General features: G+C 65.9%; 14 protein-coding genes. 5 read left to right on the top strand and 9 right to left on the bottom strand.

Annotated features, from left to right (window positions below; genetic code table 11):
* Positions 1-3 precede the first annotated feature (3 nt).
* A complete protein-coding gene (locus HBE64_RS17325; RefSeq protein WP_167104749.1) occupies positions 4-702 on the bottom strand; it encodes a hypothetical protein in 699 nt (232 codons plus the stop codon).
* A gap of 93 nt (positions 703-795) precedes the next feature.
* On the opposite strand from HBE64_RS17325, the gene HBE64_RS17320 reads away from it, so the two are divergent.
* The gene (locus HBE64_RS17320) at positions 796-1,407 is read left to right on the top strand and encodes a TetR/AcrR family transcriptional regulator (RefSeq protein WP_167104746.1); all 612 of its coding nucleotides are present in this window, start codon (positions 796-798) and stop codon (positions 1,405-1,407) included.
* A 119-nt stretch (positions 1,408-1,526) separates the two neighbouring features.
* The gene (locus HBE64_RS17315; protein WP_167104742.1) at positions 1,527-2,420 is read left to right on the top strand and encodes a cutinase family protein; all 894 of its coding nucleotides are present in this window, start codon (positions 1,527-1,529) and stop codon (positions 2,418-2,420) included.
* A gap of 10 nt (positions 2,421-2,430) precedes the next feature.
* On the opposite strand, the gene HBE64_RS17310 is transcribed toward HBE64_RS17315, so the two are convergent.
* From HBE64_RS17310 to HBE64_RS17300, 3 genes are all read right to left on the bottom strand, one after another.
* Positions 2,431-4,101, bottom strand: coding sequence for a serine hydrolase (locus tag HBE64_RS17310; protein WP_167104739.1), 1,671 nt, complete (start codon positions 4,099-4,101; stop codon positions 2,431-2,433).
* A 156-nt stretch (positions 4,102-4,257) separates the two neighbouring features.
* The gene (locus HBE64_RS17305; protein WP_167104736.1) at positions 4,258-5,448 is read right to left on the bottom strand and encodes a cytochrome P450; all 1,191 of its coding nucleotides are present in this window, start codon (positions 5,446-5,448) and stop codon (positions 4,258-4,260) included.
* An 81-nt stretch (positions 5,449-5,529) separates the two neighbouring features.
* On the bottom strand, positions 5,530-6,264 hold the full coding sequence (locus tag HBE64_RS17300; protein WP_167104733.1) for a cutinase family protein: 735 nt from the start codon (positions 6,262-6,264) through the stop codon (positions 5,530-5,532).
* Between the two features lie 199 nt (positions 6,265-6,463).
* Between HBE64_RS17300 and HBE64_RS17295 the strand changes: the two genes are divergently transcribed.
* Positions 6,464-7,324, top strand: a complete 861-nt coding sequence (locus tag HBE64_RS17295; protein WP_243841359.1) for a bile acid:sodium symporter family protein — start codon at positions 6,464-6,466, stop codon at positions 7,322-7,324.
* Here HBE64_RS17295 and HBE64_RS17290 read toward each other — a convergent pair.
* From HBE64_RS17290 to HBE64_RS17270, 5 genes are all read right to left on the bottom strand, one after another.
* Positions 7,284-9,554 (bottom strand): arylsulfatase, encoded by a 2,271-nt coding sequence (locus tag HBE64_RS17290; protein WP_167104730.1) that lies wholly within the window; start codon positions 9,552-9,554, stop codon positions 7,284-7,286. The genes HBE64_RS17295 and HBE64_RS17290 overlap by 41 nt on opposite strands.
* An 89-nt stretch (positions 9,555-9,643) precedes the next feature.
* Positions 9,644-10,522 (bottom strand): formylglycine-generating enzyme family protein, encoded by an 879-nt coding sequence (locus HBE64_RS17285; protein ID WP_167104727.1) that lies wholly within the window; start codon positions 10,520-10,522, stop codon positions 9,644-9,646.
* Complete coding sequence (locus HBE64_RS17280) at positions 10,519-11,490, bottom strand: HAD family hydrolase (RefSeq protein WP_371744002.1); 972 nt, start codon at positions 11,488-11,490, stop codon at positions 10,519-10,521. Before HBE64_RS17280 ends, HBE64_RS17285 begins: the two co-directional genes overlap by 4 nt.
* A gap of 2 nt (positions 11,491-11,492) precedes the next feature.
* Positions 11,493-13,037: an arylsulfatase gene (locus HBE64_RS17275; RefSeq protein WP_167104724.1), complete on the bottom strand. Its 1,545-nt coding sequence runs from the start codon at positions 13,035-13,037 to the stop codon at positions 11,493-11,495.
* 113 nt (positions 13,038-13,150) lie between these two features.
* On the bottom strand, positions 13,151-15,502 hold the full coding sequence (locus HBE64_RS17270; protein WP_167104721.1) for an arylsulfatase: 2,352 nt from the start codon (positions 15,500-15,502) through the stop codon (positions 13,151-13,153).
* A gap of 563 nt (positions 15,503-16,065) precedes the next feature.
* Between HBE64_RS17270 and HBE64_RS17265 the strand changes: the two genes are divergently transcribed.
* Together HBE64_RS17265 and HBE64_RS17260 are read left to right on the top strand one after the other, a co-directional pair.
* The gene (locus HBE64_RS17265; RefSeq protein WP_167104718.1) at positions 16,066-17,070 is read left to right on the top strand and encodes an alpha/beta hydrolase; all 1,005 of its coding nucleotides are present in this window, start codon (positions 16,066-16,068) and stop codon (positions 17,068-17,070) included.
* A gap of 115 nt (positions 17,071-17,185) precedes the next feature.
* Positions 17,186-18,745, top strand: coding sequence for a B12-binding domain-containing radical SAM protein (locus tag HBE64_RS17260; protein WP_167104715.1), 1,560 nt, complete (start codon positions 17,186-17,188; stop codon positions 18,743-18,745).
* The last annotated feature ends 21 nt before the right edge of the window (positions 18,746-18,766 follow it).

The following is an 18,766-nucleotide window of genomic DNA, read 5'->3' as shown; positions in this document are numbered from 1 at the left end:
TCGTCAGTCCTTCCCCGTGATGTTCGGGATGTGTACTTCATGCTCGGGTGCCTCGTCGCCGAGCGAATTCGTCACGCCCACAACGACCAGACGGTCGGCGGCGATGGCGCCGAGGCGTTGCACCGCCTGCGCCCGCCGTCCACTGTCGCGGACCTGTTCGAGATCGCCGACCACCAGGACCGGTCGATCCGAGTACAGCGCCAGGGCGATCTGCAGCAGGAACATCTCCAGGTCGCCCAGGTCCCCGATGTAGTCGGTTGACGCCGGACGGTCGATATCTCCGAACACCTCTGCCAGGACGTCCCGGCCCGAATCGTCGCGCACCCGCCGAAACAGGGGAGCGAGCCAGCGGTGCTGCTCGGTGACGACAGTTCCCACCGTGACGGCCTCGTCCAGGTCGTCGATGTCGTCGAAGGCCGCGATCGCGCAGTGCCGGCGGATGGCTCGCGGCGCGGTCTCGCCGAACACCGCAACACTGCCGGCGCTGGGCTTGAGCCGACCGGCCAGGGTCAGCAGCAGTGCCTTCTGGCTGTGGCCGCCGGGCATGTGTACCGCGTGCAGGCCGTGATCGAGGTCGAGGTCGACGTCGCTGAACAGCGGGCTGTGCTCGCCGTCGAAGGTCAACCCCCGCGCCACGATGATCGGGGTGTCGTCGGCGCCGGGATGCGTCGGCGGAGCGGGGAGCGCAGCGGGTCGGCTCATGGTCTCCTCCTGAGGTTGCCGTCTCAACGTGTCGATGATTCAATACGATATGCATCCAATACGGAATGTATCGAGTTTGAAGGGCAGTTTGTCGTGAAGGTCACAGAGACGCGGGAAACCCGCCGGCGTAGCAACACCCGGGCCCGGTTGATCGAGGCCACCGACGCGCTCATCAGGGACAGTGGCAGGACCTGGTTCAGTGTGGAGGAGGTGTGCCGGGCGGCCGGCTACACCCGTGGTGCGTTCTACTCCAGTTACGACGACATGGAGGCCCTGCTCTTCGAGGTGTACGACCATCAGAACGACGCCCTCGTCGAGCGGTTGCGGAGCACCGCCGAACCCCTGCTGCGCGCCAAGGGAGTACTCAAGACCGATCGGGTGGTGCGCGAGCTGTTGAAGGCCGGCGTCGCCGATCAACCGCGCATCGCTCTGCATGCCGCTCTGGTGGCACGCGCCGCCCATCAGCCCGACATCGCCCGGGCGCTGGACGCCCAAGTCGAACGCCTCCGCGAAGGGCTGCAGGGGATCTTCGTCGAGTTGATCGCGAAGACCGGCCGGACGATGACCGTCACGCCGGAGATCTTCACCCGCGCGCTGATGGCCGCCCAGGCCGGCGCCTCCGGCCAGTTCCTCAGCGATCGCGCCGCTACCGAGGAAGTCCGCTACCTCACCGCACTGGCGGTCGTCGAGGGATTGTCTGCTTGACGGTGGTAGGACCTGGGCCGAAACGACAAGGCCTGTTTGCGTTTCCGTCAATATCGCCCTGCTTGGAATGGAGGAAACTGTTTGGTCCATTTGCCCACACAGTGCGATAGATTCTCGGCATGCCTATTCGCTCACCGCGAAGGCACCTGGTGGGGGGCGGCTGGTCAACCGGTCGCTGGGTCGGGCTGGTTGCTTCGCCGTTGTTCGTGCTTGTGGTCGCTCCCGTTGCGCCGCCCGTCGCGTCGGCCGCCGACTGCCCCGATGCGGAGGTCATCTTCGCGCGTGGCACCGACGAGCCGCCGGGCCTCGGCCGCGTCGGTGATGCCTTCGTCGACTCACTGCGCAAGCAGGCCCCCGGCATGACCATCGACACCTACGCCGTCAACTACAAGGCCGGCAAGCTGCAGCTGCACGGCGGCGACGGTGCCGACGACGCGATCTCCCACATCAAGTCGACGGTGTCGTCCTGTCCCGACACCAAGATCGTCTTGGGTGGCTTCTCGCAAGGGGCGAGCGTGATCGACATCGTTGCCGGTGTGCCCATGGGCGGTATCACCTGGGGCAACGCGCTACCGCCTCAGTACGCCGACAATATCGCGGCTGTCGCGACCTTCGGCAATGTGGCGGGCCGCACCGGCGGATCGCTGCCGACCCAGAGCGCACTCCTGGGCTCCAAGGCGGTCGACATGTGCAACCCCGGTGACCCGATCTGTCACGCGGGCCCCGGCAACGCTTGGAGCGGACATACCGAGGGCTACGTCCCCGGCTACACCGACCAGGCGGCGGCTTTCGTGATGGGCAGGCTGCTGAGCGGGTCCGGCCCTACGCTGCCCGGCTATGGGCCACCGCCGGGCTACGGTCCGGCGACTCCGGGCTACGGCCCCGACACGTCATTGCATGGTCCGCAACCGGGATACGGGCCGACGAGTCCCGGATTCGGTTCGCAGCCAACCGGACCCGGCCCGTCAACCATCGGGCCAGACGCGCCGTATCCCGCCTTCGCAGTGGCGTAGGCGGTCTCCGTCACTCAGTGAACGAGCGGGAGTACGGGCAGCCGTCGCGGATCGCCCACGCAGACGTCCCGTTGACCGGCGGGCCGAACGTGATGCGCTCGGGCAGGCGGGGGTCTGCCCCGATCCGAAAAGTGCTCTCGCCCAGAGCAACAAGCTCACAGTCTTCGGTCGGAGCTTCGACACCGCCCGGGGCGATCAAGAAGAGCCGGCCCCGGCGCAGCACCACACGAAAGTTCGTGTACCACGGCGAGTACGAGCGATAGTGGCCGCAGAACGCTTCCAGTTCTGAGTCCGACCGTTCCGTCGCCGCAGGCGCACCGGCCCGCCTGAATGTCCGCGGTCCCCAATGCCAGCTGTCATCTCGAAAGTTCAATGAGTACTTCGCCAGTGATCGAGCCCGAACGACCGCGCCGCGGGTCCAGGTGCGCAGCAGTGGCTCCCGCCCGTCGGCCCATTCGAGGGTCAACCGCACCCGGCCAGGGCTACGTTCCTCGATGCTGATCCGAATCGCCTGCGGCCCTTCCGATCCGGCCGAATCGGGGGAGTCATCGACGAATTCGCCGACATAGCCCTGCTGTTCGACGGCCCCGGGCCACCAGTACGGCGTCAGTCCCACAGTGTCGACCGAGCCCGGTGACCTCAGCTCAGCGGCGACGCTGCGGGCGATCGCCTCGGCGATGGGGCTGTCACCGTTGGCGTTGGTGACCACGCAAACGGCGAGTTCGTCGTCGAGGTCGGCCAGCAGGAACGAGGCGTAGCCGACCATGCCACCGCCGTGTGACAGCACGGTCCGCCCGCCCACCCGTTCGACGTTGACGCCGAGGCCGTAGTTGCTTGTCTCGGTAGCGGGAACCCCGGGCAGCGGGAGGATGTCTTCCCCGTCGGGGGCCGTCGAACCGATCATGGTGTCGAAGTCGTCCGGGTGCAGGATCGTCGTGGTGTCCAGGGTGCCTCGGCCCAACAACATGCGCGCGAACAGCGCCAGATCCGAAGCTGTGGCTGCGATATTGCCGTCGGAACCGGCGACCTCGAGCCACGGCGCCTGCACCAACGCTTCACCAGGAACCCATGGTCGGTCGTCACGCAACGCTTGATAGCCGCGTGCGAGCGACGAGTAGTCGTCGTGGGTGACGCACGTGATTGTGGAGTTCATCTGGAGGGGGACCAGGATCTGGTCGCGCACCACGTCGGTGAGACCTTGTCCAGAGACCTGTCGGGCCGCTTGGCCGAGCAGGAGAAAGCCCAGATTCGAATAGTGGAAGAACGTCCCCGGTGCAGCCGGTGACACATCGCCTGCGAAGGTGGCGGTCTGGCCGAGCTCGTCGGGGAGGGCCTCAGTACTGGCAACCAGGCCGGCGGTGTGAGTGAGCAATCGCTCGATGGTGATCTCGTTGGCCCGCAGTGGTTCCGGCAGCCAATCGAGCACCGCACCGATGGGGTCGTCGAGCCGGATCAGGCCGCAGCGCACCAGCTGCAGGATGGCGATCGCGTTGAACACCTTGCTGATCGAACCGATTTCGAAAAGGTGTTGTGGCGCAACGGGTGTGGCAGCGCTGACGTCAGCGTGGCCGAAGCGGTAGGAGAACACTTCGCGATGCTTGTCGACGGCCACCACCGCACCGCCGGGCACGGCCCAATGTTCGACGATGGCGGCGACGGTTGCCCGTGCGGATTCGGTCATTCGGCGTTGAGCCCTAGTGGTGTCGCCATGAAAGGGCTCATTTCTCCGAGTCGCCGAGTAAGACATACTCAGTATACGAATAGGGTGGCTGATTGGCTGCCCGAGGGTCTCAGATGCTTTCGGTAACGCATGGGGCTGCGCTGTTTTAGCCGCTCGCTAGCCCCTGGCGCCGTGCAACCGCAGTGGCAGCCGCTCATGCCTGCGAATGATGTTGTTGAGGGCCCACTTCGGCTCACCGGTGAGCTCCAGGCGCTCGACGCGCGCGATCAACGCCCGCAGAATAGCCGTCGTCTCCAGGCGTGCGAGTGCCTGCCCGGCACAGGCGTGGGCGCCCTGCCCGAAACCGAGGTGGCGACCCGCTTCACGGGTGATATCAAAGGTGTCGGGGTTGCCCCACTCGAGTTCGTCACGGTTGGCTGAGGCGTACATCACCAGCACCTGCGAGCCGGCCCGCAGTGGCGTGCCATCGATCTCGGTATCAACGGCGACCCGTCGGCCGAACGCGCGCACCGGAGATTCGTATCGCACGATCTCGTTGATCGCGTTGGGGATCCGCTCCGGTTCCGATCGGAGCAGCTGCCACTGTTCGGGGTGAGTGGCAAACAGATTGAGGGCGTTGGAGATTGAGCTGATCGTGGTGTCCAGTGCGGGCCCGACATAGTCGACCAGCAGAGCCGGACATTCCTTCTCGGTGAGCAGATCGCCGTTTGCCGCGGTGAGCAGTTCGTCAGCCATGCTGCCCGGGATCGCGGCACGGGTCTTGACCACCTGATGGGCGAAGCGCAGCATCTGCAGCGCACCGGGCAGTGATCGCAACATGCGGCCGTTGGCAGGCCCCAGTGCGTCGAATGTGGCTCCGGCCCAGTCCAACAGACGGTCGCGTTGGCCGGCAGGCCAGCCCACCAGGTCGGGCATCACCGACAGCGGCAGTGCAGCGGCGAGCTCGGCACCGTCGACGTCGCCCCGGCGCACGGCAAGATCGACCAATTGCTCAGCGGAGCTGTAGATCTGGTCGCTGATCGCGTTCAGCGCGCGAGGCATCATCCGGTGGGCGACGAGCTTTCGGCGACGGTCGTGCTCAGGTCCGTCGCTGGCCAAGGTGGTGCCACGCGAAAGTCGGTTGCTCAGCGAATTCAGCGCCACGCCACCGGTCGAGATGAACGTCTCGTCATCGCGCAACACGGCCTTGCACTCGGTGTAGCGCGGCAGTGCGAACACCTGCTGCTTGGACAGCCACACCACCGATCCCTGTTGCCGCAGGCGCCGATAGTGCGGATAGGGGTCGAGGATCGCGTCCCTGGTGTAGATGTCGCCACGGTAGGTCTCCGCGCTGGCGATTCTCGTCATGAATGCTCCGCATGGCCGGTTGAATGACGAAATCGTCACATGCGACCGAGTCGTCAGTCAAGACTTTGGGAGCTGACGGAGCTACAGCCGGCCCGCCGCGAACGCCGCACCTGCTGCGGTCATCCCGTTCACGCCGTACAGGGCATGCGCGAGGCTGGGGCCCCCACCGGGGGCGCCGTTACAGATCGTGTCGCCTTCCGCGCACAGATTGAGGGTCTTACCCGCGTACAGCGGCCCGATCGTCACTGCCGGCGAACCGTTCTCACTCATGAACTGATCCGACGGCTCGCCGAACAGCACGACCGCGGCGACATGGTCAGCGACGTCCGGGGGGAGCGGCTGTGGAATGTAGGACCGGAAGGCCGCGGGCACCGTCTCCGGTACGCCAGCCGCGGTGACGAACCCGGCCAGGGCGGCGCCCTGCGAATACCCGCCGAGAACGATCTTCGTGTTGGGGCAGTTCGCGGCTTCGGACCGGATGTGCTCGCCGGCGTCGCGGATGCCGTCGACGACGGTTCTGGCGAAGTCCACGCCCGCCGCGAAATTGGAGCTGGCGGCGTAGTTGACGGGGTAGACGTCGACGGATCGTGACCCCACCTGCGAGCGCAAGGCGTCGACAAACGCCTGACCGACTCCGCCCAGGCCCGGGGGCTCACCGGTGCCCCGGGCGAAGACCACATCGACGTCGGGGCATGGCTGTGCGGATGCCGACGGCACCGGTGCGCCCAGCAGCGCCGAGCCGGCTGTCAGTACGGCCGTAGCGAGGCCGGCGATCCGGCCTACTGGCCCGGTCCGTCGACTGGCTGTGTTCTCCATGGCGGTCTCCACTTTCCCGACCCAACCTCACTGCTTCGTCGTGTCGGCATACCCAGATGTGGGTCGAATCAACACGACCAGGCGACTACTGGGTGCCCAGCGCTCCGCGCAGCTGACCCTGCCCGGCATCGCTGCACAGTAGCGGCTAACCCGCCTCGTCTGCGGCTCAATCGGTCGAGTTCGTGGCAGGCTGTGCTGCGTGAACTGGGCCGCCGTCGCGAAGCTCGCCTTCGGGTTGAGCCTTGCGGTGATGGTGTTCGGCTCTGGCCTGGGCGCCCGGTTCTCCGACGTCACCGCTCTGCTGCGCCGCCCAGGCCTGCTGGCACGTTCCCTGATCGCGGTGCTGGTGGTGGCGCCGGTGTTGGCGGTGGTCCTGGTGAAAGCGTTCGACGTCCACCGCGAAGTGGCCATTGCGCTTGTGGCGCTGTCGATTTCACCGCTACCACCGCTGCTGCCCGGCCGGGGCGCCAAAGCGGGAGGACGCCACGAGTACGGGCTGGGTCTGGTGCTCATGCTGGCGGTGCTGGCCGTCCCGGTGATCGTGGCCGCCGCGGCGATCCTGGAGGCGGTGTTCGGGCGGGACTATGTGGCGATGCCATGGTCCATCGCGCGGTTGTTGGCGCTGTCCATTCTGGCGCCGTTGCTGGCGGGAATGCTCGTCGCTCGGTTCTCGCCGTCAACCGCGAAGCGGCTCGCCGGTCCCATCGTTGCGGTGCAGCGCTGGTTGTTGCCGATCGCCATGATCGCCCTGCTCGTGTCGTCGGCCCCCGAGATGTGGTCGCTGCTGGGCGGCGGCACGCTGTTGGCCGTCGCGATCTTCGTGGTGGGCGCCCTGGGTATCGGCCACCTGCTGGGGGGACCGGACCGTCGCGATGCCGCGGTGCTGGCCTTCGCCACGGCCTGCCGGCACCCGGCAACCGCATTGGCGCTGGCGTCAGCCAACTTTCCCACCACCGACGAGCATGCCGCCATCGCGCTCTACGGTCTGGTGACTGCGGTGGCCGGCGGCGTCTACACGCTCATCGCAAGGCGATGGTTACCATCTCGATCGTCCCCGTGAACGGATACGCATCGTCGTAGGTGTCGGCGGCCGGCGTGCCGGTGTCCATACCGACGTCGATTCCCTCGTCGGCGCTGAAGCCCAACGGGACGGTCGCCTCGATGCGGGCCTGGCCCACCTCGGTGTCATTGACCGATAACCGCGCAAGGCCTCCTTTGCCGAGACCGCCACCGTCGTAGTCGAATTCGAGACGCAGCGATGTTGGGCCCTCAGGCAGGGCATCGTCGCCGACGATGGTGGTGTAGGTGGATCCGAAGTAGTTGTAGGTGAACTTTGGACGCCCGTCCTGGACATAGAGCGACAGCCCGGCGAAGTAGCCGCCGGCGGCGAACAACACCCCCTCGGTCGCGCCGGAGGCGTTGGGGGCGAAGTCCGCAGTGATCGAATAGGACCGGTTGAAGGTACTGCGGATGATGTCCTCGGGCATCCGGATCGCCCCGGCCTCCAGAGAGATCGAGGTGCGATCGCCCATGATCGTCGGCCGCGCATTCATAGCGCGTGCCGGGCCGCGGTCATCCAACGGGAACACGGAGTTTCGTCGGGCCTCGTCGTCGAACAGCGCCTTGAGTTCGGCCAGCTTCTCCGGGTGCTCCGCGGCAAGGTCGGTCGCTTGGCTGAAGTCGCGGGTGAGGTCGTAGAGCTCCCAGCGGTCATCGGAGAACGCCGGCGCCTTGCCCGGCTTCCACAGAATCTTGCCGTGGTAGGTGCAGGCGAACCAGCCCTCGTGATAGATCCCGCGGATACCCATGATCTCGAAGTACTGGGTGGTCCGGCGATCTGGAGCCTGCGCGTCGTCAAAGGTATACGCCAGGCTGGTTCCGTCGAGCGGCTTCTGCGCCACACCGTTGACCACCTCAGGTGCCGGGATGCCGGCGGCCTCGAGCAGGGTGGGCGCGATGTCGATGACGTGGTGAAACTGTGACCGCAGCCCGCCGTGGTCGGCGATGCGGCTAGGCCAGGTCACGATCATCGGGTTGCGGGTGCCGCCGAAGTGGCTGGCGAACTGCTTGGTGAACTGAAACGGCGTGCACGTCGCCCACGCGAATCCCACCGGGTACTCATTACTGGCCTTCGGGCCGCCGAACTCGTCCATCTTCGACAGCACGACCTGCACGTCCTCTTTGAGGCCGTTGAGCGAGACCATCTCGTTGAACACGCCCTCGATTCCACCCGCGGGCGCGGCGCCGTTGTCACCGATGATGTACACGAACAGGGTGTCGTCCCATTCGTTCATGTCCTTCAGAGCGGTGACGATTCGCCCGATCTCGTGATCGGTGTGCGCCATGAACCCGGCGTAGACCTCCATCAGCCGGGCGCCGATCTTCTTGTGTTCGGGGGAGATGTCGTCCCAGGCCGGGACGGACTCGTGGCGCGGGGTGAGCAGCGCATCGTCCGGGATGACACCAAGGGCCTTCTGGCGGGCAAAGATTGCCTCCCGCAACGCATCCCAGCCCTCGTCGAACTGGCCGGCGAAGGGCGCGCTCCACTCCGGGGCCACGTGGTGCGGAGCGTGGGTGGCGCCCGGGGCCCAGTAGACGAAGAACGGCTTGTCGGGCGACACGGTGCGCTGACGGCCCACCCACGCGATCATCTGGTCGGCGAGGTCGGTGGTCAGGTGGTAGCCCTCGATATCAGGCGCCTCGATCGGGGTGGTTCCGTGGTACAGACCGGGCTTGTACTGGTGCGACTCACCACCCATGAACCCGTAGAACTCCTGGAACCCCATCCCGGTGGGCCACCGGTCGAAGGGGCCGGCCGGACTGACCTCCCACACCGGAGTGTTGTGCCACTTGCCGAAACAAGCTGTGCTGTAGCCGTTCTGCCTCAGCGTCTCGGCGACCGTGGCCGCCGACTTCGGGATGATGCTGTTGTAGCCGTCGTAACCGGTCGCGTACTCGGTGATGATGCCGGTGTTCACGACGTGGTGATTCCGGCCAGTCAGCAACGCGGCCCGGGTGGGGGAGCACAACGCGGTGGTGTGGAACCGGTTGTACCGCAATCCCTCTGCCGCCAGAGCGTCACCGGTCGGGGTGGGCACCGGGCCCCCGAAGGTCGCGGTGGCACCGAAGCCGACGTCGTCGAGCAAGACGATCACGATGTTGGGCGCCCCCGCAGGCGGCCGGATGGGCTGGATCGTCGGCATCACCGAGTCGGCGATCGTAGGCCCGGCAATGCCACCGGTCGGGGTGTCCGGCAGCGGCAGGTGCGTGCGATCCAGTGGTGTGCTCATTGCAGTCCCATCGCGAACCGGTCGTGGCGGGTGGGTGTCGTGTACTTGTTCAACGGCATAAGGCTTCCCCCTGATTGATCGCGGTGCAGCTACCGCTTGACGCACCGAAAACCGATGTGGCTCATACCTGTATCGATCATCTGGGGACGCCGCGCGGCCGGCCGGTAACGCAGGCAGTAGTTGTCGGCGCAGAGAAAGGAACCGCCCTTGATCACCTTGCGCGGAACCTTGAACTGCGGCTGTGCGGGGTCGTAGCTACCCGCCTCGCAGCACGGGTCGCCGGCTCGGGTATCGGCGTACCAGTCGTTGGTCCACTCCCAGACGTTGCCCGCCATATCGAACAGGCCGTAGCCGTTGGGAGGGAAGCTGCCGACCGGCGAGGTGCGCCCGTAGCCGGGCTCCGGTCGCCACGGGAACTCGCCGTGCCAGTAGTTGGCCAGCCGTTGGCCCGGCCCTTCCGGCTCGTCTCCCCAGGTGTAGACGGTTCGGTCGAGGCCGCCGCGTGCGGCAGTCTCCCATTCGGCTTCGGTGGGCAGCGCAAGTCCTGCCCACGCGGCGAAGGCCTCGGCATCCTCGTAGGCGACGTGCGCGACGGGATGGTCGGCACGTTTGTCGATCGACGACAGCGGTCCGACCGGCCTGCGCCACGACGCTCCCGGCGTCCAGGTCCACCACTGGCTCAGGTGCCGCAGGTCCACCGGGCCGCTGGTGCGGTGGAACACCATCGATCCCGGCAGCAGGTTCTCAGCCGGCGCACCGGGATAGTCGGCAGGATCCAGCGGGCGCTCGGCGACGGTGACATAGCTTGTGGCGTCGACGAATTCGGCGAACTCGGCGTTGGTGACCTGGCGGGACTGAATCCAGAAGCCCTCGACCGCGACCTGCCGGACCGGGCTCTCCTCCGGGTAATGGTGATCGGAGCCGAGAGCGGCGGTCTGCGCCGGGATCCACACGAGGTCGTTTGTCACGACCCCATCCCCGGGTCGCTTCGCTCGCCCCCGCAAGCGGGAGGTGCCCCCAGCCCGCCGGAAAAGACACTCGCCCAATCGTCGCGCATGCTGGTCACCGCCCAGCCGGAATCAGCGGCGAGGTCCAGCGCGCGTTCTGCACCTGCGGTGTAACCGAATTCGCGGTCATCGTCGTCGTGCAGCACAAGCATGCTCATCGACGGGCCAGGTGATGCATCGGCGAATTGGAGCATCTCGATATCGCCGTTGGAGTTTCCCGCCGCGAAGATGGGGCGTCGTCCAGTACGCCCCCAGATCCGCACGGCCTTCGCGGGGCCGTCGTTGAGGACCTCCGGCCGCGACGTGGTCAGCAAGTGGCCGTCGGTGAAATCCAGGCCCACCGAGCTGCCGATCACCCGCTCCGGCGGAATGCCGTACATCTCAGTGGTCACGGGTCGCATGAAGTCGCGGCCGCCGCCGGAGGCGATATAGCTGGTGAACCCGTGTGCCTCGAGGTAGCGCAGCAACTCCACCATCGGGGTGTATCCGCAGGAGGTGTACGGGCGGTGCAGGACCGGGTGGACGGCCTCGGCAAAGAAGGCCTTAACCTGCTCGGCGTGCTGCTCGACCGTCAGGCCCTGGTATGCCGACAAGACGCCTGCGGCAAGAAGTTTCAGCCCAGAGTCGTCGCCGTCGTAGTGCTTGGTGACCGCGTCGCCGAACCACGCGAGATCACCGGCCGCGGCGGCGGCGTACGGTTGCCGCTCGGCCAGCGCCGGGTCGGCGGCCGCTTGTTGGGCGAGCCGGCGCACCAGGAAGTCCAGCTGGACATACGCCGGCTTCTCCACCCACAGCGTGCCGTCGTTGTCGAAGACGGCGATCCGCGCCTCGGGCTCGACGAAATCCGCGCCCGCGGTGGTGACGCGGTCGACGAAGTCGACGATCGCCGACTTGGTCGGTCCGTCACGCCAGGCGACCAACCCGGGCAAGCTCAGCCGCCGCGGGATTCGAAGTGCTTCTTGAGCTTCTCGACCGCGGCGGTGATGGTGAATGACGCCGGCTCGCTGCGCGGCGGGAACTCCTTGAAGGTGTCAAGGAACCGCATGACCAACGCGTTGCCGTACAGCGCGATGAAGACGTTCTCCAGAACCCAGTCCCAGTAGGTGTTGGAGGTGACGTCGGCGCGTTCGAACGGGTCCGTCCGCAGGTTGAAGATCTTCGGCGCCCGCAGTTCGGTGAAGGGCTCGAACCAGATCTGCAGGGTCCCCTGGCAGCGCTGCTCGAGGAACACGATCTTCCAGTTCTCGTAGCGCAGACCGAGCACGTCGCAGTCGTCGGAGAAGTAGATCAAGCCCCGGCGCGGGCTCTGGTCCTCCTCGCCGGTCAGGTACGGCAGGATGTTGTAGCCGTCGATGTGTACGTGGTAGGTCTTGTCGCCGATCGTGTGGCCCTGTTTGAGCTTGGTGACGATGTCGGGCTCGCCCGCCGCGGCCAGGAACGTCGGCAGCCAGTCGTGGTGCTGGACGATCTCATTGGACACCACGCCAGCCGGGATGCGGCCGGGCCAGCGGATCATCTCCGGCACCCGGAAGGCGCCCTCCCAGCCGGTGTTCTTTTCGCTGCGGAACGGCGTGGTGGCGCCGTCGGGCCAGCTGTTGGCGTGCGGGCCGTTGTCGGTGGAGTAGATGACGATGGTGTCCTCGGTGATGCCGAGCTCGTCAACCAGGTCCAGCAACCGGCCGACGGTGTTGTCGTGGTCGATCATCGTGTCGTGATACGGCGACTGCCAGCGGCCGGCCTGACCCAGGCTCTCCGGTTTTGTGTGGGTGCGGAAATGCATGTGGGTGGTGTTCATCCACACGAAGAACGGCGTCGAAGACTCGTGCTGACGCTTGATGAAGTCGATTGCCGCCGTCGTGGTTTCGTCGTCGATGGTCTCCATCCGCTTGCGGGTCAGCGGTCCGGTGTCCTCGATGCGCTGCCGGCCTACCGGGCCGTACCGTTCGTCGATCTCGTCGGAGACTTCTTCGGTGGCCCATGAGTGGATAACGCCGCGTGGCAGCATCATCTTGCGAAGGAGCGGCGCCTCTTCTTCGGTCGGGTAGTTCGGGTTCTCGGGTTCCTCCTCGGCGTTGAGGTGGTAGAGGTTGCCGAAGAACTCGTCGAAGCCGTGTGCGGTGGGCAGGTGCTTGTTGAGGTCGCCGAGGTGGTTCTTGCCGAACTGCCCGGTGGCATAGCCCAGTGGCTTGAGCAGCTCGGCGATCGTCGGGTCGTCGGCGGACAGGCCGATGTCGAAACCGGGCATACCGACCTTGCTCAGGCCGGTGCGGTACACGCTCTGCCCGGTGATGAACGACGACCGGCCAGCGGTGCAGCTCTGCTCACCGTAGGAGTCGGTGAAGCGCATGCCTTCGGCTGCGATGCGGTCGATGTTGGGGGTGCGGTAACCCATCAATCCGTCGCTGTAGCAGCTCAGGTTGGTGATGCCGATGTCATCGCCCCAGATGACCAGGATGTTCGGTTGGCTTCCAGGCATTGGAGTGCCCTCGCTTCCGGCTCGTGTTCTCGACCGTGCCCGTTGGACTCTAGGCGACCGCGGGATCTCGATCCGTGTTATGTGCGGCTTCTCATCAAGTGTTCAGCGGTGGCTTACTGCTTGGCCAGAGCGATCTTCATCTGCGCCTCGTAATCCTCGACATGTTCGCCGCTGACATCGACGATCACCCGGTGGATCCGGCCGCCGAACCGGAACGGTGGGTCGTAGTCCGGCGTCACCGGCGCGCCGGTGTCGGCACCCACCAGCATCGCCCCACCCTGGGCCAGCCGGATGGGTGTGGTCACCGGAAACTCTCCGCGTCCGACTTCGTCACCGTCGACGAACAGGGTCACGGTGCCCGGAGTTCCCTTGCCGTTCTTGATATCCGGTTCGCCCGTCGGCGCAAACTCGACCGACAGGAAGTGCCTGCCGGCCGGTACGCGGTCGTCAGAGCGGACGGTGAAGACCTCCTTGGCCACGTAGTTGTGCGCGTAGCACAGCAGGCCGTCCTTGACGTAGAGGGTGATGCCCCCGTCGTTGCCGCCCATGGACAACAGCACACCTGCGGATTCGGCGGTGAGATCCACGTCGGCGTTGATGGAGTACGGCCGGTTGAGGATCTTCGGAGCGGAGGACGCAAAGATTGACTGCGTGCCCGGGTAGAGCACGTAACGGCTGCGGCTCGGTGCGATCTGCGGTCGTTCGTCGGCGATGCGGATCACGCCGCGACTGTCGATCGGCAACACGTTGTACTTACCGGCTTCGTTGTACCAGAGGGTGATCATCGCGATCAGCCGCACCGGCTCCTGTTCGGCGAGGTTGGTGGTCTCGGCGACGTCCTCGGCAACGTGGTAGAGCTCCCATCCCGTCGCATCGAGCTGGCTGAGCATGTCGGCAGAGATCGGATCACCGAACTTGTGGGTGGACTCGATGAACGAGGTGCCCGGCCAAGGGCATACGGCGCGCCAGCCGTCGTGGTAGATCGAGCGGTGACCGAGCATCTCGAAGTACTGGGTCAGATGCCGGGTGGGGGCGGCAGCATCGTCGAAGGTATGGGCGAAGCTGACCCCTTCGATCGGTGACTGGGTGACCCCGGCGATGGCGGCCGGTGGATCGACGTGCAGTGCGTCGAGCACGGTCGGCACCATGTCGATGATGTGCGCGTAGTGCGAGCGCACTTCACCGCGCGCGGCGATACCGCGCGGCCAGGTGACGATGAACGGATCGGTCGAGCCGCCGCGGTAGGTCTCCCGCTTCCAGCGCCGGAACGGGGTGTTGCCCGCGTGCGTCCAGCCCCAGGGGAAGTGGTTGAACACCGTCGGCCCGCCGATCTCGTCGATGCGGGCGAGGCCTTCCTCGACGGTGTCGGGAATGTTGTTGAAGAACCGAGTTTCGTTGACCGACCCGGTTGGACCGCCTTCCGCGCTGGAGCCGTTGTCCGAGATCAGCATGATGACTGTGTTGTCGTACTCGCCAATCTCTTTGAGAAAGGCAACAAGTTCGCCGATGTAGTGGTCGGTGTGCTCGAGGAACCCGGCGAAGACCTCCATCATCCGTGCGTACAGCCGGCGCTCGCCGGCCGACAGGGTGTCCCAATCGGCGACGTCGGGATCGGGTGCGGACAGCTCCGCCGCCGCGGGAACGAGGCCGAGCTTCTTCTGCCGCTCGAACACGTCGCGGCGGTAGACCTCCCAACCGGAGTCGAACTTGCCCGCGTAGCGGTCGGCCCACTCCTTGGGCACATGGTGCGGCGAGTGCATCGCCCCGGGCGCGAAATACAGGAAGAACGGCTTGTTCGGCGCGACCTGTTTGGCGTCGGCGATCATCGCGGTGGCCTTCTCCACCAGGTCGGGCGTGAGGTGGTAGCCCTGCTCGGGCGTGGTCTCCGGCTCGGTCTGGGAATTGTCGCGGACCAGCTCCGGGTAGTACTGGTGGGTGTCGCCACCCAGGAAGCCGTAGTAGCGCTCGAATCCACGTCCCAGCGGCCAGCGGTCGTACGGCCCGGCCGCGGTCATCGTCTCCTCGGGCGCCAGGTGCCACTTGCCGACGCAATAGGTGTTGTAGCCCTGTGCCCGAAGGATTTCGGAGACGAACCCGTTCTCGAACGGGATGTAGCCGTCAGACCCGGGGTAGCCCGTCGAGCCGTTGGTCAGGCACGCCAGGTGATTCGAATGATGGTTGCGTCCGTTGAGGATGCACGACCGCGACGGCGAGCACAGCGCGGTGGTGTTCATGTTGGCGTATGTCAGGCCGTCCGCGGCCAGCGCGTCGATATTCGGTGTGCCGATCGGGCTGCCGTAACAGCCGAGATGCCCGTAGCCGGTGTCGTCGAGGACGATGAACACGACGTTCGGGGCGTCGTCGGGGGCCCGCTTCGGCGCAGGCCAGGCCGGGGTGGACTCGTCGGCGGTGCGGGCGATCACCCCGGAAAACGGTGCGCCGGGCTGATATTCAGTGAGTACCACCGCTGAGCCTCCTCATAAAATGTGGTCGCCGCGGCGGACGGGAATTGTCGCTTCAAACGTCCCCATGGGCATTCCCCGCCTTCTGGCCGCCTTTGTCTGGACGACGGCTCGACACTAATCCGCACGTCCCGGTGCGGGGGAGAAACGGCCATGCGGTGTTGTCAGGCCGGGAAAGCCGCGGGAGACGGAAATCCGTACAACTGGTGCGCGTCACCGCCCAGCAAACTGTATGATCAGCCTGGGGTTGGGGGTTCATGGGGATGGGCAACGTTCGAATTGCCGGTCGGCTGGCGATCGCCGCTGCGCTCGGCTGGGGTGCGCTGACCGTGCTGGGATGCGGAACAGCAGCGGCTGAGAGCCCCTCACATGCCGCGGATTCGGCCGGCGGGCAGCAGACCCATAGCGCACCAGCATCGACCACACCGCACGGACAGTCTGCGCGGCGCGCCCCTGGCAGCCCGGCACGTGCAAACTCGACTCCACGGCGAATTATGTTGACCAGCAACAGGTTCCCCTCTGCCACGCTCGCCGCCGTCCAGTCGGCGACCGCTCAGGCAGCCCGAGTGCAGACCGCCCCGGTCGTCCCGGCGGCTACCGGCGTGCCCTACACCGACTGGAATGTGGACCGCACGCTGTTCACCGGCCGCCCGTCGTGGGTCAACCAGGTCTTCAACGGTGCGCTGTGGGTGCTCGAACAGTTCACGTCACACGCCGTGTCAGCGCCCAGTGCTTCGACTTCTACGACGCTGACCCAGGCCAGCCCGCCGTGGTACAGCACGCTGGGGCTCACCGTGAGCCAGACCGAATACCACGGTATGCCGGTGTACACCCTGGCACCGGCGTCTCCCACGGAAAGCGTCGTGGTGGCCGTCCACGGCGGCGGGTACGTGAGTCAACCGCTGGTCTTCGAGTGGCTGGCTGACGGAGCGATCGCACGCCAGACCGGCGCGACTGTCGTGGTGCCGATGTATCCGCTGGCCGGCGACGGCGGGACCGCTGCAACGGTGGTTCCGCAGATGGCCGACTTCCTGACCAGCCTGGTCGACGCCCACGGTGCCCAACATGTGAGCCTGATGGGTGTGTCGGCCGGTGGGGGACTGGCACTCGCCGCGACCCAGGAGTTGGTCAGGCGCGGTGCGACGACACCGGGTCGGATGGTGTTGATCTCGCCATGGCTGGACGCGACGGTCAGCGATCCGGCCAGCGAGACCATCTGGGATCCCCTGCTCGACGTGTCGCAACTGCAGAGCTTCGGGCGTCAGTGGGCCGCCGGCCTGGATCCGGCTGACCCGCGGGTCAGCCCCCTGTACGGCTCGCTGGCGGGGTTGCCGCCCACGACGGTCTACAGCGGGTCCTTCGACCTGCTCGCCCCCGACACGGTGCGGCTGCGCCAGCAGGCCATCGCCCACGGCCTCGACATGACCTTCGTGTTGCGCGACCGCCAGTTCCACGGCTGGCCGCTGTTCATCCCGCTGCCGGACGCGGTGCGATCACTGCCTGCCATCGAAGCGCAACTGGGTCTCACCGCGTCGACCCCGGCGCACGGGGGCGCACCCGGGCAGCGCTGAGCGCTAGCAGCGGCCTGCCGCCGCGCAACCTGTGAACCCATACCGAACGCGGTTGCGGGCAGTACCCGCGGTGTTAGCCTCCGAAAATCTTCGTGACCGTCAGAAACGGGTGGCCATGGCCGACATCGTCCTCGTCAACCCTCGCTTCGAGGTGTCCTACTGGGGTCTGGAACACGCACTGAAGTTATTGGGGAAGAAGTGCAACCTCCCGACCGCCTGCCTACCACTGCTCGCCGCGCTGACGCCGGGTGAACACCAGGTGACCTTGGTCGACGAGAACGTCGAGGCCATTGACTACGACCGCCTTGCCCGCGCCGACATCGTCGGGCTGACCGGCATGAGCGTCCAGCGCCGGCGGATGCGCGAAATCCTCGGCGAACTCAAAGCGCGTGGCGTGTTCACCGTGGTGGGTGGCCCCTGGGTCACCGTTCAGGAGGACTACTTCGACGGTCTTACCGACGTGATCTTCGTCGGTGAAGCCGAAACGACGTGGCCGCAGTTTCTCGAGGAGTGGTCCCACGGCGCGCATCAACGTCGCTATGAGCAAGCCGAACGCACCGATATGACGACTGTTCCGGTGCCACGCTATGACCTGCTGAAGATCAACAACTACGTTTTCGGCAGCATTCAGTTCAGCCGCGGATGCCCGTTCCAATGCGAATTCTGCGACATCATCGTCACATTCGGGCGCAAGCCGAGGATGAAGACCAGTCCACAGGTGATCGCCGAACTCGAAGCGCTGCGCAAGCAGAAACTCCCGATCGCCTTCATCGTCGACGACAACCTCATCGGCAACAAGGTCGCCGCCAAGGCCTTGCTCCGCGACGTCGCCGAATGGCAAGCCGCCCAAGGCTATCCCTTGCAGTTCTTCACCGAGGCGTCGCTGAATCTGTCCGAAGACGACGAGTTGATGGAGCTCATGGTCGCCGCCAATATCACCGTCGTCTTCATCGGCATCGAGACTCCTAACGAGGAATCGCTGCGCGAGACCAAGAAGTACCAGAACGTGCACAAAGCCGGCACGATCGTCGAGCGCGTCCGGAAGGTGCAGGACTCCGGCCTCGAAGTATGGTGCGGGATGATCGTCGGCTTCGATCACGACGACGCTCGAATCTTCAAGGAACAGCTTGATTTCATCGGTCAGACCGACATTCTGCACGCGATGGTCGGAATGCTCTCGGCGATCCCGAAGACACCGCTGTATGCACGCCTGCAGCGCGAGGGCCGCCTCGATCTCGACGACGAACAGGCCTTCGGCACCAACGTGATCCCGCTGGGGATGAGTCGCGAAGAGCTGCGTGACGGATACGTCGACATGATGCGTGAGTTGTACGACCCTGAGTTCTTCTTCGATCGACTCGAGAATCTCTACCTGTCGAGGGGATTCGAATTCGGCCGCGCCCGCAGTGAGTACTGGCGCCGGCATCCGTGGCGTAAGCGGCGATCGCAGAGCCTCGACGCCGCCCGGGCGTTCGGGCTGTTCCTGCTGCTGATGAAGAACGTTCCCGACCGCGATCTGCGGCGAATCTACCGGCGCCGGATGGCGACGATTCTTCGACGTCGGCCCGACCCCGGCGTCCTGTTCGTCTGCGTCGTCAAGTGCGCGGTGCACTACCACCACTACACGATGTCGCGCGAGATGTTCGAACGGCGAACCCTGGTCAACACCTTCTGACGTCAATCAGGACTCCAACGA

The organism is Mycobacterium sp. DL592 (genome assembly GCF_011694515.1).
In the GTDB taxonomy this organism is placed as follows: Bacteria; Actinomycetota; Actinomycetes; order Mycobacteriales; family Mycobacteriaceae; genus Mycobacterium.
This window is presented reverse-complemented; position numbering and strand designations above follow the sequence as displayed.

Bases quoted from the DNA above. Each gene is read 5' to 3' on its own strand.
- HBE64_RS17325 (WP_167104749.1), bottom strand. From the start codon at position 702: ATGAGCCGACCCGCTGCGCTCCCCGCTCCGCCGACGCATCCCGGCGCC.
- HBE64_RS17315 (WP_167104742.1), top strand. From the start codon at position 1,527: ATGCCTATTCGCTCACCGCGAAGGCACCTGGTGGGGGGCGGCTGGTCA.
- HBE64_RS17310 (WP_167104739.1), bottom strand. From the start codon at position 4,101: ATGACCGAATCCGCACGGGCAACCGTCGCCGCCATCGTCGAACATTGG.
- HBE64_RS17305 (WP_167104736.1), bottom strand. From the start codon at position 5,448: ATGACGAGAATCGCCAGCGCGGAGACCTACCGTGGCGACATCTACACC.
- HBE64_RS17300 (WP_167104733.1), bottom strand. From the start codon at position 6,264: ATGGAGAACACAGCCAGTCGACGGACCGGGCCAGTAGGCCGGATCGCC.
- HBE64_RS17290 (WP_167104730.1), bottom strand. From the start codon at position 9,554: ATGAGCACACCACTGGATCGCACGCACCTGCCGCTGCCGGACACCCCG.
- HBE64_RS17275 (WP_167104724.1), bottom strand. From the start codon at position 13,037: ATGCCTGGAAGCCAACCGAACATCCTGGTCATCTGGGGCGATGACATC.
- HBE64_RS17260 (WP_167104715.1), top strand. From the start codon at position 17,186: ATGGCCGACATCGTCCTCGTCAACCCTCGCTTCGAGGTGTCCTACTGG.